A 13356-nucleotide genomic window follows, 5' to 3' on the forward strand; every position below is an offset into this window, starting at 1 on the left:
CCGCGCTGTACCTGTGGGAGCTGGCTTGCCGGCGATGGGGCCGGTACAGGCAAGCAATATTATTCAGCGATCAGCCAGTCCATGCGGAAGCTGCCGGCGGTTTGCGCCAGCTCTTTGGCCAGCCATGGCAGCAGCTCCTTGAGCTCTTCTTCCAACCCCCACGGCGGGTTGGCGATGGCCAGACCTGAGCCATTGAGCCCCTGCGGGCTGTCCTGATGGTGCACATACAACTCGACCCGCAGCAGTTTCGGTGCGCCGGTGCTGGTCAGGTCCTGGTAGAAGCGGGTCAGCGAACGCTGGTCCTTGATCGGGTACCAGATGGCCGCGACGGTCTGGCGCATGCGACTGATCGCCTCTTTCATGGCGGTAGTGCAGCGCTTGAGCTCGTCAGCCTGCTCGAACGGTGGGTCGATCAGCATGATCGCGCGCTTTTCCTGCACGGGCAGCAAGGCCCGCGGCACATGCCAGCCTTCGCCCAGGTGCACGACCACGCGTGGGTCTTTCTTCATGTTCTCTTTGAGCAGCGGCCCGTCCTCGGGATGCTTCTCGTTGAGCAGGGCGCGGTCCTGCTGGCGCATCAGGCGGCGGGCCAGCTCGGGCGAACCGGGGTAGTAGCGCAGCTCGCCATCGGCATTCAGGCGCTTGATGATACGCAGATAGTCGTCGGCCATGGCCGGCAGGTCATCGCGATTCCACAGGCGGGCGACACCTTCCAGGCACTCGCCGGTGCGGGTTGCCTGGTCGCCCTGCAGGTCGTAAAGGCCAAGCCCTGCATGGGTATCGATGTAGGCGAACGGCTGCTCCTTGCGCGACATCAAGGCGATGAGGCGGGTCAGCACGATATGTTTGAGGACGTCGGCGTGGTTGCCGGCGTGGAAGGCGTGACGATAGTTCATGGCAACTCCTGCGGGGGTGGCAAGTTTACCTTGCCTTGCAGGCGGAGTCAGGCCTGGCTGCTGATCGGCGACGGCATCTTCGCGGGTAAACCCGCCCCCACAGGCACCTCACAGAATTTGAGTTCTGTGCAATCCCTGTGGGAGCGGGTTCACCCGCGAAGCAGGCGCCGCCGACTCAACGGGTATTACTTGTCAGCGTGATACGCCGCATCAGCAGTCTCGAAGCGCTTGACCATTGCCTGCGACGGGCTGCCCAGCTTGCTCACCACGAAGATGGCGATGCTGGCGAACAGGAAGCCCGGGATGATTTCGTACAGCCCGAGGGTGTCGAAGTTCTTCCACAGGATCACGGTCAGTGCACCCACCACGATACCGGCCAGTGCGCCGTTACGGGTCATGCCTTTCCACAGCACCGAAATCAGCACCACCGGACCAAAGGCAGCACCGAAGCCGGCCCAGGCGTAAGCCACCAGGCCCAGCACGCGGTTTTCCGGGTTGGAGGCCATGGCGATGGCGATCAGGGCGACGGCCAGCACCATCAGGCGGCCGACCCACACCAGCTCGACCTGCGAAGCATTCTTGCGCAGGAACGCCTTGTAGAAGTCTTCGGTCAGGGCACTGGAGCACACCAGCAGCTGGCAGCTCAGGGTACTCATTACCGCCGCGAGGATGGCCGACAGCAGCACACCGGCAACCCATGGGTTGAACAGGATCTTGGCCAGCTCGATGAACACACGCTCGTGGTTCTCGCTGACCGGGCCTGCCAGGTCAGGATGCGCCGAGAAGTAGGCGATGCCGAAGAAGCCCACCGCGCAGGTACCGACCAGGCAAAGGATCATCCAGGTCATGGAGATACGACGGGCGTTGGCGATCGACTTCACCGAGTCGGCAGCCATGAAACGCGCCAGGATGTGCGGCTGACCGAAGTAGCCCAGCCCCCAGCCCATGAGCGAGATGATGCCGATGAAGGTGGCGCCCTTGAACATGTCGAAGTGGGCCGGGTTGACCGCATCGATGGCAGCGAAGGTGGTATCGAAGCCGCCAGTGGAGATCAGCACGATCACCGGAGTGAGGATCAGCGCAAAGATCATCAGCGAAGCCTGCACGGTATCGGTCCAGCTCACCGCCAGGAAACCACCGATGAAGGTGTAGGCGATGGTCGCAGCAGCACCGGCCCACAGGGCGGTTTCGTACGGCATGCCGAAGGTGCTCTCGAACAGACGGGCACCGGCAACGATGCCGGAGGCGCAGTAGATGGTGAAGAACACCAGGATCACGATGGCCGAGATGATCCGCAGCAGGCCGCTGTTGTCTTCGAAGCGGCTGGAGAAGTAGTCCGGCAGGGTCAGTGCATCGCCGTTGTGCTCGGTCTGCACGCGCAGACGACCAGCGACGAACAGCCAGTTCAGGTAGGCGCCGACGGTCAGGCCGATGGCAATCCAGGCTTCGGACAAGCCTGAGAAGTAGATGGCGCCCGGCAGGCCCATCAGCAGCCAGCCGCTCATGTCGGAAGCGCCGGCGGAAAGCGCGGTGACCACGCTACCCAGGCTGCGACCGCCGAGGATGTAGTCGGAAAGGTTATTGGTGGAGCGATAGGCGGCGAAGCCGATCAGCACCATTGCCGCGATATAGACCACGAAAGTGATCGTTAGTGGATTGCCCATGCGTGTGCCCTGGCGTTTGTTTTTATGTCATGCACAACCGCAGCCATGGCGGTTGCACCCAGGCGGCGAATCCTATGCAACAACGCAAAGCGGGTGCAACCATTTTTCATTTGCAAGTTGCACCTTCCCGTGCATTTTCAGACAAATCTGATTTTTTGCTCCTTTTGGGAGCAACAACCTCGCTTTTCAGAATAAAACGCACCGAAAACGACCCTTTTCCGGGCATGGAAATGACGGCCGGACGAGTTGCACCTTTTCCATGAAAAATTCGGGTTGCACCTGGTTGCACCCGAATTGTCCTACAGCTACTCTTGGCGCCAGCTTAGGCCACAACCGTGGCAATAACGAGGATAAGAAATGGCGACGACCACCCTTGGGGTCAAACTCGATGACCCGACCCGTGAGCGACTCAAGGCAGCTGCGCAGTCGATTGACCGCACCCCGCACTGGTTGATCAAGCAAGCGATCTTCAATTACCTGGAGAAGCTCGAGGGTGGTGCCACCCTGACCGAACTCAACGGCCATGCCAGCAGCCTGGCCGACGACGCCGGTGAGGTCCAGCCCGACCACAGCCACCAGTGCTTCCTCGAGTTCGCCGAGAGCATCCTGCCGCAGTCGGTACTGCGCTCGGCGATCACCGCCGCCTACCGCCGCCCCGAACAGGAAGTGGTACCGATGCTGCTGGAGCAGGCGCGCCTGAGCGCCCCGCTGGCCGAAGCGACCAACAAGATGGCCGCCAGCATCGCCGAAAAACTGCGTAACCAGAAGAGCGCTGGCGGTCGTGCCGGTATCGTCCAGGGCCTGCTGCAGGAATTCTCGCTGTCGTCCCAGGAAGGGGTGGCACTGATGTGCCTGGCCGAAGCCCTGCTGCGCATCCCCGACAAGGGCACCCGTGACGCGCTGATCCGCGACAAGATCAGCACCGGCAACTGGCAGCCGCACCTGGGCAACAGCCCGTCGCTGTTCGTCAACGCCGCCACCTGGGGCCTGCTGCTGACCGGCAAGCTGGTGTCCACCCACAACGAATCCGGCCTCACCTCCTCGCTCACCCGCATCATCGGCAAGAGCGGCGAGCCGATGATCCGCAAGGGCGTCGACATGGCCATGCGCCTGATGGGCGAGCAGTTCGTCACCGGCGAAACCATCGCCGAAGCCCTGGCCAATGCCAGCCGCTTCGAGTCCAAGGGCTTCCGCTATTCCTACGACATGCTCGGCGAAGCCGCACTGACCGAGCACGACGCACAGAAGTACCTGGCGTCCTACGAGCAGGCCATCCACTCGATCGGCAAGGCCTCCCATGGCCGTGGCATCTATGAAGGCCCGGGCATCTCGATCAAGCTGTCGGCGCTGCACCCGCGCTACAGCCGCGCCCAGTACGAGCGCGTGATGGAAGAGCTGTACCCGCGCCTGCTGTCGCTGACCCTGCTGGCCAAGCAGTACGACATCGGCCTGAACATCGACGCCGAAGAAGCCGACCGCCTGGAGCTGTCGCTCGACCTGCTCGAGCGCCTGTGCTTCGAGCCTTCGCTGGCCGGCTGGAACGGTATCGGCTTCGTTATCCAGGCCTACCAGAAGCGCTGCCCGTATGTGATCGACTATGTCATCGACCTGGCCAAGCGCAGCCGCCACCGCCTGATGATCCGCCTGGTGAAAGGCGCCTACTGGGACAGCGAAATCAAGCGCGCCCAGGTCGAAGGCCTGGAAGGCTACCCGGTCTACACCCGCAAGGTGTACACCGACGTGTCCTACGTCGCCTGCGCCCGCAAGCTGCTGGCCGTGCCAGAAGCCATCTACCCGCAGTTCGCCACCCACAACGCCCACACCCTGTCGGCCATCTACCACATTGCCGGTCAGAACTACTACCCGGGCCAGTACGAGTTCCAGTGCCTGCACGGCATGGGCGAGCCACTGTACGAGCAGGTGGTCGGCAAGATTTCCGAAGGCAAGCTGAACCGTCCGTGCCGCGTCTATGCACCGGTCGGCACCCACGAAACGCTGCTGGCCTACCTGGTGCGTCGCCTGCTGGAAAACGGCGCCAACACCTCGTTCGTCAACCGCATCGCCGACCACTCGATCTCCATCCAGGAACTGGTCGCCGACCCGGTCGCCAGCATCGAGCGCATGGGCACCCAGGAAGGCAGCATCGGCCTGCCGCACCCACGCATCCCGCTGCCGCGTGAACTGTATGGCAGCGAGCGGGCCAACTCGGCCGGCATCGACATGGCCAACGAACACCGCCTGGCATCGCTGTCCTGCGCCATGCTGGCCACCGCTCACAACGACTGGAAAGCCACGCCACTGCTGGCCTGCGCTGCCAGCGAAAGCGCAGCCGCACCGGTGCTGAACCCGGCGGACCACCGCGACGTGGTCGGCCATGTCCAGGAAGCCACTGTCGCCGACGTCGACAACGCCATCCAGTGCGCACTGAATGCAGCACCGATCTGGCAGGCCACCCCGCCAGCCGAGCGCGCTGCCATTCTGGAGCGCACCGCCGACCTGATGGAGGCCGAAATCCAGCCGCTGATGGGTCTGCTCATCCGCGAAGCGGGCAAGACCTTCGCCAACGCCATCGCCGAAGTGCGTGAAGCCGTGGACTTCCTGCGCTACTACGCGGTGCAGGCACGCAACGACTTCAGCAACGACGCCCACCGCCCGCTGGGCCCGGTGGTGTGCATCAGCCCGTGGAACTTCCCGCTGGCGATCTTCACCGGCCAGGTAGCCGCAGCGCTCGCCGCCGGCAACCCGGTACTGGCCAAGCCGGCCGAGCAAACCCCGCTGATCGCTGCCCAGGCCGTGCGCCTGCTGCTGGAAGCCGGCATCCCTGAAGGCGTGCTGCAACTGCTGCCAGGCCGCGGTGAAACCGTCGGTGCCGGCCTGGTGGGTGACGAGCGCGTCAAGGGCGTGATGTTCACCGGTTCCACCGAAGTGGCCCGCCTGCTGCAGCGCAACGTCGCCGGCCGCCTGGACAACCAGGGCCGCCCGATCCCGCTGATCGCCGAAACCGGTGGCCAGAACGCGATGATCGTCGACTCCTCGGCACTGACCGAGCAGGTAGTGATCGATGTGGTGTCCTCGGCCTTCGACAGCGCCGGCCAGCGTTGCTCGGCACTGCGCGTGCTGTGCCTGCAGGAAGATTCCGCCGACCGCGTGATCGAAATGCTCAAGGGCGCCATGGCCGAAAGCCGCCTGGGCTGCCCGGACCGCCTGGCCGTGGACATCGGCCCGGTGATCGACGCCGAAGCCAAGGCCGGCATCGAGAAGCACATTCAGGGCATGCGCGAGAAAGGTCGCTCGGTTTACCAGGTGGCCATTGCCGATGCTGCCGAGCTCAAGCGCGGCACCTTCGTCATGCCGACCCTGATCGAGCTGGAAAGCTTCGACGAGCTCAAGCGTGAAATCTTCGGCCCGGTGCTGCACGTGGTGCGCTACAACCGTCGCAACCTGGACCAGCTGATCGAGCAGATCAACAACTCCGGCTACGGCCTGACCCTCGGCGTGCACACCCGCATCGACGAGACCATCGCCAAGGTGGTGGAAACCGCCAACGCCGGCAACATGTACGTCAACCGCAACATCGTCGGTGCAGTGGTGGGTGTGCAGCCGTTCGGTGGTGAAGGCCTGTCCGGCACCGGCCCGAAAGCCGGCGGCCCGCTGTACCTGTACCGCCTGCTGTCGACCCGCCCGGCCGACGCGATTGGCCGCCACTTCCAGCAGCAGGACGGCGAAGGCAAGCCTGACCGCGCCCTGCACGAACAGCTGATCAAGCCACTGCATGGCCTGAAGGCCTGGGCCGAGAGCAACCAGCTGGCCGACCTGGCCGCGCTGTGCATCCAGTTCGCCAGCCAGTCGCAGAGCGGCATCGCCCGCCTGTTGCCAGGCCCGACCGGCGAGCGCAACAGCTACACCATCCTGCCGCGTGAGCACGTGCTGTGCCTGGCCGACAACGAAGCCGACCTGCTGGCGCAGTTCGCCGCAGTGCTGGCCGTTGGCAGCTCGGCGGTATGGGCGGACGGCGAGCCGGGCAAAGCCCTGCGTGCCCGCCTGCCGCGAGAGCTGCAGGCCAAGGTCAAGCTGGTGGCGGACTGGAACAAGGATGAAGTGGCGTTCGACGCCGTGATCCACCATGGCGACTCGGATCAACTGCGCGACGTGTGCCAGCAGGTGGCCAAGCGTGCCGGGGCGATCGTGGGTGTGCACGGGCTGTCCAGCGGCGACCACCAGATTGCGTTGGAGCGCCTGGTGATCGAGCGGGCAGTGAGTGTGAACACTGCTGCTGCCGGTGGTAATGCCAGCCTGATGACCATTGGCTAACGCTGAGGGTTGTTAACGAAAAAAGGAGAGCTTCGGCTCTCCTTTTTTTATGGGGGCTGGGGTTGGGCTGACAGGTGTTCATTCAACCTGAAGCCAAACCCTCATTGCCCCCTGATAATTCTCGAGTGCCTGGCCGGGCCTATTCGCGGGCGCGCCCGCTCCCACAGGATCACCACAAGCTTCATGACTTGCACCGTACCTGTGGGAGCGGGCATGCCCGCGAAAGGGCCGGCTCAGGCGACACATCATTAAGCCTCAGTGCGAAGTTCGCGACCTAGATTAGGATCTTCGAGTGAATCTGCGTTCAGGGGTGGATCAGGAACTATCACCACCTGCTGTCAAGCAAGAGGGTGGCAGCGGTGCATGGGTAGAGAAATCCAAAAAACCCGGTGCACGCCGTTACCCGCGCTTTCGCCAGAGCCACAATAGGCACCAGCCTTTCCCTGCCTCCGAAGTCAGCATCAGCCCAATCCACACCGAGTTACTGATACTGGAAGCCAGCATCGGCAAAAACAAGATTATGGATATCGACGGAACGATAAAAAAGATGCGAAAGGGGATCTGCACCATCGCCAAGTAGACAGCTAACCGGCAACGCATAAGAAACAACCCGCAGGTCGCTATCAACGAAAGCTGCAGAATCAGGCCTAGCCAGACGATTAGCTCTAGCCCTCCTCCCCAGACCTGCATGTTGCTCAATGCATCCTTGAAATCCGTCCAGAAAGGTATGGCACCTCGCTCCGTACTGCGGAAGACATAAAAGCAGATGTAGAACGCGTCCATGCCTCCCCAAAACAGGAAAGCGATCGCATGCCAGCTCAAGTTCGAGTTCTTCAATATGCTCCCTCTTCGAACCACGCCGGAATACCGAGCTTCGTAGGGGCGGCCTTTCGCCGCGAAAGGGCCGCAAAGCGGCCCCGGCAAATTCTGCTGCGACGCTGCTCAAACCATGGACGAAAGTGTGATCAAAGCAAACAGCTGCGCTGCTGTAATTACGGCAGCCAGCAGCATCCACAACCAATTGGCCAGCGTGAAACGGCTGTTGGCCACCCCTGCCTCATCCCCCGCGCTGAAATTCGCGCCTTTCTGCATGGGCACCAGAATGACCAACCAAGCTGCTTGAATGACTACACCCGCAAAATACGCCGCCCACAACTGATCATCCAGAATCACACTGGCAGCCACCCAGGCAGCACACATACCGTAGTAGCCCAGCGTGAGCCCCAGAATGGACCAAGGGTAGGTTCTACCTGACTCGCGAATACGATCATTCACCCTTCTCAATAACGGGTAGATGAAGAACACTGCAAAAGCGCTTCGCCAGAATGGGCTGACCTTTTCTCCTGTCCTCACTCCATGCAGCTTCCAGCTCTGATAAAAGCAATACAGCCAGTAAAAACCAAGGGTGAAGAAGGTCATTACGCTAAACTTCAGGGGCGAGACTACGAAGAAGGGAAGTTGCTTGCCCTCGAAATCAGTCAAGTCGTTCTTGTGGACATCACTCATCAGAAAAGCCTCATTGCGAACACCAAAGCACACATTCAAGGCCAAATGGCATTCGATCCGCAGTAGTCCAGTTCCGCTCTGACTTGTGGGAAACGTCTCTACATTTTCCTGCGCCTGTTCCGGCCCTTTCGCGGGTAAACCCGCTCCTACAGGTGCAGCGTTGATGGCTGGGGCTGCGCAGTACTTGTGGGAGCGGGTTTACCCGCGAAAGGGCCCGAACAGGCAAAACAACAACTGCCCCCCGCGTGAGCTGTGCGACCAACCACCAGACATCCCGGTGTTCTCAACCCATATCACCCAAACCTATTAACCTGTCCCCCACCCCACCACCCTCCTACACTCGCAGCATCCCGCCTCAGGACCGCGATCATGCCCGAGACCCTGCTCAACCCCCGCAACCTCGCCTTCGAACTCTACGAAGTCCTCGACGCCGAGGCCCTGACCCAACGCCCGCGCTTCGCCGAGCACAGCCGCGAAACCTTCGATGCGGCGCTGTCAACTGCCCGCACCATCGCCGAAAAGCTCTTCGCCCCGCACAACCGCAAGGCCGACGAAAACGAGCCGCGCTACGTGGATGGCCGCGCCGAACTGATCCCCGAAGTGAAACCCGCCGTCGACGCCTTTCTCGAAGCCGGCTTCCTCAACGCCAACCGCGACTTCGAAGTCGGCGGCATGCAGCTGCCGAGCCTGGTCTCGCAGGCCTGCTTCGCCCACTTCCAGGCGGCCAACGCCGGCACCACGGCCTACCCGTTCCTGACCATGGGCGCGGCCAACCTGATCGAGAGCTTCGGCAGCGATGAACAGAAACACCTGTTTCTGCAGCCGATGATCGAAGGCCGCTACTTCGGCACCATGGCCCTGACCGAACCCCACGCTGGCTCGTCGCTGGCCGATATCCGCACCCGCGCCGAACCTGCCGGTGACGGCAGCTACCGGCTCAAGGGCAACAAGATTTTCATCTCCGGCGGTGATCACGAGTTGTCGGAAAACATCGTGCACATGGTGCTGGCCAAGCTGCCGGATGCGCCGCCCGGCGTGAAGGGCATCTCGCTGTTCATCGTGCCCAAGTACCTGGTCAACGAAGATGGCAGCCGTGGCCCGCGCAACGATGTGCTGCTGGCCGGGTTGTTCCACAAGATGGGCTGGCGCGGTACCACCTCCACCGCGCTGAACTTCGGCGACAACGGCCAGTGCGTCGGCTACCTGGTCGGCCAGCCGCACCAGGGCCTGGCCTGCATGTTCCAGATGATGAACGAGGCACGCATCGGTGTCGGCATGGGCGCAGTGATGCTCGGCTACGCCGGCTACCTGTATTCGCTGGAGTACGCCCGCCAGCGCCCGCAGGGTCGGTTGCCGGACAACAAAGACCCGCACAGCCCGGCGGTGCCGATCATCGAGCACAGCGATGTGAAACGCATGCTGCTGGCACAGAAGGCCTACGTGGAGGGCGCCTTCGACCTGGGCCTGTATGCCGCGCGCCTGTTCGACGACACCCAGACTGCCAGCGACGACAGCGCCCGCAAGCAGGCGCAGGAACTGCTCGACCTGCTGACCCCGATCGTCAAATCGTGGCCCTCGACGTTCTGCCTCAAGGCCAATGAACTGGCGATCCAGATCCTCGGCGGCCACGGCTACACCCGCGAATACCCGGTTGAACAGTACTACCGCGACAACCGCCTGAACCCGATCCATGAAGGCACCGAGGGCATCCAGTCGCTCGACCTGCTGGGCCGCAAGCTGGCGCAGAACAATGGCGCCGGCCTCAAGCAGTTGATCCGGTCGATCGCGGCCACCGGCGAGCGCGCCAGCCACCATCCGAACCTCGATCCGCTGCGCCAGCCGCTGGAGCAACTGGTCAACCGCCTGCAAGGTGTGACCCTGGCCTTGCTGGGTGACCTGGCCCAGGGCAAAGTCGCCGGAACCCTGGCCAACTCGGCCCTGTACCTCAAGGCCTTCGGCCACTGCGTGATCGGCTGGCGCTGGCTGGAACAGGCGATTCATGCCGAACTCGGCCTGCTCAAGGGCAACCCCGCCGACCGCGACTTCTACCTTGGCAAGCTGCAGGCCGCACGTTATTTCCTGACCTGGGAAGTACCTGGCTGCCATAATGAGCTGGCATTGCTCGAGGCGCGCGACGACACTTGCCTCACCATGCAGGACGAGTGGTTCTAAGGGGGAGCCACCGTGTACACGGAGGCTTCCACATGTTCGATACCAGCGCCCTGCTGCGCCAGCGCTTTGCCGCGCTGCGCAGTACGGCCGAGTTGTTTTCCCTGCGCCATGTGAAACAGTCGCACCAGGCGCTGTCGGTTCGCCGCAACGTCGCGGAACCACCCTTCTTCAGCCAGGACGAGGGCGCCATGCTCACCGTGCGGGTGAATGGCGTGGAAGCCTATGCCGCCACCGCCGACCTGTCCCAGGCCGGCCTGCAGCGCGCCCTGGAGCAGGCCGAGGCGCTGGCCCGGCAGATCGCCCGGTACAACCTGCTGGACCTGCGCGAGCACCCCGTGACCAGCGCACGCCACGACCACATTTCGCCCAACTTCGACCAACCCGTGCCCAACCTCGCCGACTGCCTTGGCCTGCTCGCTGCCGAATCGGCCAGCGTGCCCAAGGACAGCCGCCTGGTGGACTGGCAGGCCAGCCTGGGCCTGAGCCTGGTCGAGCAGACCTACCTGAACTCGGCCGGCGCCGAGCTGCGCCACGCTCAGCGCTTCCTGTTCCCGGGCCTGGGCGTGACCGCCAGCGATGGCCAGGACAGCCAGAGCCGCAGCCTGGGCCGCGACAACTTCGGCCAGCAGGGCGGCTTCGAGATCATCGAGCGCTGTGGCCTGGTCGGCGCTGCCCGCCGGGTGGCCGACGAGGCGCTGCAGCTGCTGCTGGCACCGAACACCCCCAGCGGCCCGCGCGACCTGCTGTTGATGCCGGACCAGATGATGCTGCAGATTCACGAATCCATCGGCCACCCGCTGGAGATGGACCGCATTCTCGGCGACGAGCGCAATTACGCCGGCACCAGCTTCGTCAAGGCCGGTGACTTCGGCCACCTGCAGTACGGCTCCGCGCTGCTCAACGTGACCTTCGACCCGACCATCGGCGAAGAGCTGGCCAGCTACAGCTTCGATGATGACGGCACCCCGGCCAGCAAGCAGTTCCTGATCCGCGATGGCCTGCTGCTGCGCCCGCTGGGTGGTGCGCTGTCGCAGTTCCGCTCCGGCCTCGACGGCGTGGCCAACAGCCGCGCCTGCGGCTGGAACCGTGCGCCGATCGACCGCATGGCCAACCTCAACATCGAGCCGGGCGACCAGAGCCTGGATCAGCTGGTGAAGGGCATCGAGCACGGCATCCTGATGCGCACCAACCGTTCCTGGTCCATCGACGATGCGCGCAACAAGTTCCAGTTCGGCTGTGAATGGGGGCAGTTGATCGAAAACGGCGAGCTCAAGGGCATCGTCAAGAACCCCAACTACCGTGGCATCTCTGCGCAGTTCTGGCGCAACCTGGCGGCGGTCGGCGACAGCAGTACCTTCCAGGTGCTGGGCACGCCCAACTGCGGCAAGGGCGAACCCAACCAGGTGGTGCGGGTCGGCCACGCCTCGCCGGCCTGCGTGTTCCGCCAGATCGACGTATTCGGAGGAGACGCCTGATGAAACACGCTTTCGAAACCCTGGTCGGGGATGTACGCAAAGCCCTGCAGACGGGCGAACAGTTCACCCTCGGCTACAGCGCCGAACAGTCGCAATTCGTGCGTTTCAACCATGCCAAGGTGCGCCAGGCCGGCACCGTGAACCAGGCCGGCGCGCAACTGCGGCTGATCCGCGATGGCCGCCAGGCAGAGCAACAGGTGACCTTGAGTGGTGACACGCAACTGGATAGCCAGCGCCTGTTCACGGCCCTGGAGCAACTGCGCCAGACCTTGCCACTGCTGGCGGTCGATCCGTACCTGCGCCTGGACGAAAGCGCCTGGCACAGCCACAGCCAGCAGGCGCAGCCGCTGCCCGAACTGAGCGATGTGCTGACCTTGCTCGAGCGCGAAGCCGGCGACCTGGACCTTGTCGGCATCTACGCCGCCGGCCCCATCTGCCGGGGCTTCGCCAGCTCGTTCGGGGCCTTCGGCTGGCACCAGGCCAACAGCTTCAACTTCGACTGGAGCCTGTTCCACGAAAACGGCGAGGCGGTGAAGGCCAATTATGCCGGGCAAGTGTGGAGCGCCGACGACTTCACTGCACGCCTGCGCCAGGCGCGAGAGCAGCTGGGTTTCCTTGGCCGCCCTGCCGTCACGCTCAAACCTGGCAGCTACCGTGCCTACCTGGCCCCGGCGGCCATGGACGAAATAGCCGGCATGCTGTGCTGGGGCGGCTTTTCCGCACAGGCCCTGGCCACTGGCAACAGCGCCCTGCAGCGCCTGTACAACGGCGATGCGCGGCTGAGCCCGCTGGTTAGCTTCACCGAGCAGGTCAGCGGTTCGCTGAGCCCGGCGTTTTCCGATGAAGGCTCGCCGCGCCTGGATGTGCCGTTGATCCAGCAAGGCGAAGCCCGGCAGCGATTGATCAGTGCGCGCAGTGCGGCCGAGTTCGAGCTGCTGGCCAATGGCGCCGACAGCTACGAGTCGCCGTGTGCGCTGAGCCTGGCAGCAGGTAGCCTGCCGAGCGAGCAGATCCTGGAGCGGCTCGGTACCGGGCTGTACATCAGCAACCTGTGGTACCTGAACTATTCCGACTTGCCGGCGGCACGCATGACCGGGCTGACCCGCTTCGCCACTTTCTGGGTGGAGAACGGGCAGATCCAGGGCCCGGTGAGCACCATGCGCTTCGATGACAGCCTGTACAGCTTGCTAGGTAGCCAACTGGAGGACCTGACGCTGGAGCGCGAGATGATTCTGTCGACCAGTACCTATGGACAGCGCAGTACCGGGTCGAGTCATTTGCCGGGGGCACTGGTCAAAGGCCTGACCCTGACATTGTGACTGGACTTACCGG

At 63.4% G+C, this 13356-nt stretch carries 9 protein-coding genes; 6 read left to right on the forward strand and 3 right to left on the reverse strand.

Annotated features, from left to right (window positions below; all coding sequences use genetic code 11):
• Positions 1-59: 59 nt before the first annotated feature.
• Positions 60-896, reverse strand: coding sequence for a 23S rRNA (adenine(2030)-N(6))-methyltransferase RlmJ (locus ABX298_RS08135; protein WP_286100669.1), 837 nt, complete (start codon positions 894-896; stop codon positions 60-62).
• Positions 897-1081: 185 nt separating this feature from the next.
• The gene (gene putP, locus ABX298_RS08140; RefSeq protein ID WP_075046559.1) at positions 1082-2560 is read right to left on the reverse strand and encodes a sodium/proline symporter PutP; all 1479 of its coding nucleotides are present in this window, start codon (positions 2558-2560) and stop codon (positions 1082-1084) included.
• Between the two features lie 74 nt (positions 2561-2634).
• Here putP and ABX298_RS08145 point away from each other — a divergent pair, with 74 nt between their 5' ends.
• From ABX298_RS08145 to ABX298_RS08155, 3 genes are all read left to right on the forward strand, one after another.
• Positions 2635-2823 carry a hypothetical protein gene (locus tag ABX298_RS08145; protein WP_367394281.1) on the forward strand — a complete coding sequence of 63 codons (189 nt, stop codon included), beginning with the start codon at positions 2635-2637 and terminating at the stop codon, positions 2821-2823.
• A gap of 94 nt (positions 2824-2917) precedes the next feature.
• Positions 2918-6871: a trifunctional transcriptional regulator/proline dehydrogenase/L-glutamate gamma-semialdehyde dehydrogenase gene (putA, locus tag ABX298_RS08150; protein ID WP_367394282.1), complete on the forward strand. Its 3954-nt coding sequence runs from the start codon at positions 2918-2920 to the stop codon at positions 6869-6871.
• A 292-nt stretch (positions 6872-7163) separates the two neighbouring features.
• Positions 7164-7451, forward strand: coding sequence for a hypothetical protein (locus ABX298_RS08155; protein ID WP_157896979.1), 288 nt, complete (start codon positions 7164-7166; stop codon positions 7449-7451).
• Between the two features lie 362 nt (positions 7452-7813).
• On the opposite strand, the gene ABX298_RS08160 is transcribed toward ABX298_RS08155, so the two are convergent.
• The gene (locus ABX298_RS08160) at positions 7814-8377 is read right to left on the reverse strand and encodes a hypothetical protein (protein ID WP_084785285.1); all 564 of its coding nucleotides are present in this window, start codon (positions 8375-8377) and stop codon (positions 7814-7816) included.
• A gap of 369 nt (positions 8378-8746) precedes the next feature.
• On the opposite strand from ABX298_RS08160, the gene ABX298_RS08165 reads away from it, so the two are divergent.
• From ABX298_RS08165 to ABX298_RS08175, 3 genes are read left to right on the forward strand one after another with little or no spacing between them, the layout of a single operon-like run.
• Positions 8747-10549, forward strand: a complete 1803-nt coding sequence (locus ABX298_RS08165; protein WP_075046563.1) for an acyl-CoA dehydrogenase — start codon at positions 8747-8749, stop codon at positions 10547-10549.
• Positions 10550-10581: 32 nt separating this feature from the next.
• A complete protein-coding gene (locus tag ABX298_RS08170) occupies positions 10582-12024 on the forward strand; it encodes a TldD/PmbA family protein (RefSeq protein ID WP_367394283.1) in 1443 nt (480 codons plus the stop codon).
• The gene (locus ABX298_RS08175) at positions 12024-13343 is read left to right on the forward strand and encodes a TldD/PmbA family protein (RefSeq protein ID WP_317408793.1); all 1320 of its coding nucleotides are present in this window, start codon (positions 12024-12026) and stop codon (positions 13341-13343) included. The genes ABX298_RS08170 and ABX298_RS08175 overlap by 1 nt, the downstream gene beginning before the upstream one ends.
• Positions 13344-13356 lie beyond the last annotated feature (13 nt).

The organism is Pseudomonas sp. X4 (assembly GCF_040784925.1).
In the GTDB taxonomy this organism is placed as follows: domain Bacteria; phylum Pseudomonadota; class Gammaproteobacteria; order Pseudomonadales; family Pseudomonadaceae; genus Aquipseudomonas; species Aquipseudomonas putida_Z.

What these genes read in the sequence shown, in the direction of transcription:
- putP (WP_075046559.1), bottom strand. Translation starts at nt 2,560, where the DNA reads ATGGGCAATCCACTAACGATCACTTTCGTGGTCTATATCGCGGCAATG.
- ABX298_RS08175 (WP_317408793.1), top strand. Translation starts at nt 12,024, where the DNA reads ATGAAACACGCTTTCGAAACCCTGGTCGGGGATGTACGCAAAGCCCTG.
- ABX298_RS08145 (WP_367394281.1), top strand. Translation starts at nt 2,635, where the DNA reads ATGCAACAACGCAAAGCGGGTGCAACCATTTTTCATTTGCAAGTTGCA.
- ABX298_RS08160 (WP_084785285.1), bottom strand. Translation starts at nt 8,377, where the DNA reads ATGAGTGATGTCCACAAGAACGACTTGACTGATTTCGAGGGCAAGCAA.
- ABX298_RS08170 (WP_367394283.1), top strand. Translation starts at nt 10,582, where the DNA reads ATGTTCGATACCAGCGCCCTGCTGCGCCAGCGCTTTGCCGCGCTGCGC.
- putA (WP_367394282.1), top strand. Translation starts at nt 2,918, where the DNA reads ATGGCGACGACCACCCTTGGGGTCAAACTCGATGACCCGACCCGTGAG.
- ABX298_RS08165 (WP_075046563.1), top strand. Translation starts at nt 8,747, where the DNA reads ATGCCCGAGACCCTGCTCAACCCCCGCAACCTCGCCTTCGAACTCTAC.
- ABX298_RS08135 (WP_286100669.1), bottom strand. Translation starts at nt 896, where the DNA reads ATGAACTATCGTCACGCCTTCCACGCCGGCAACCACGCCGACGTCCTC.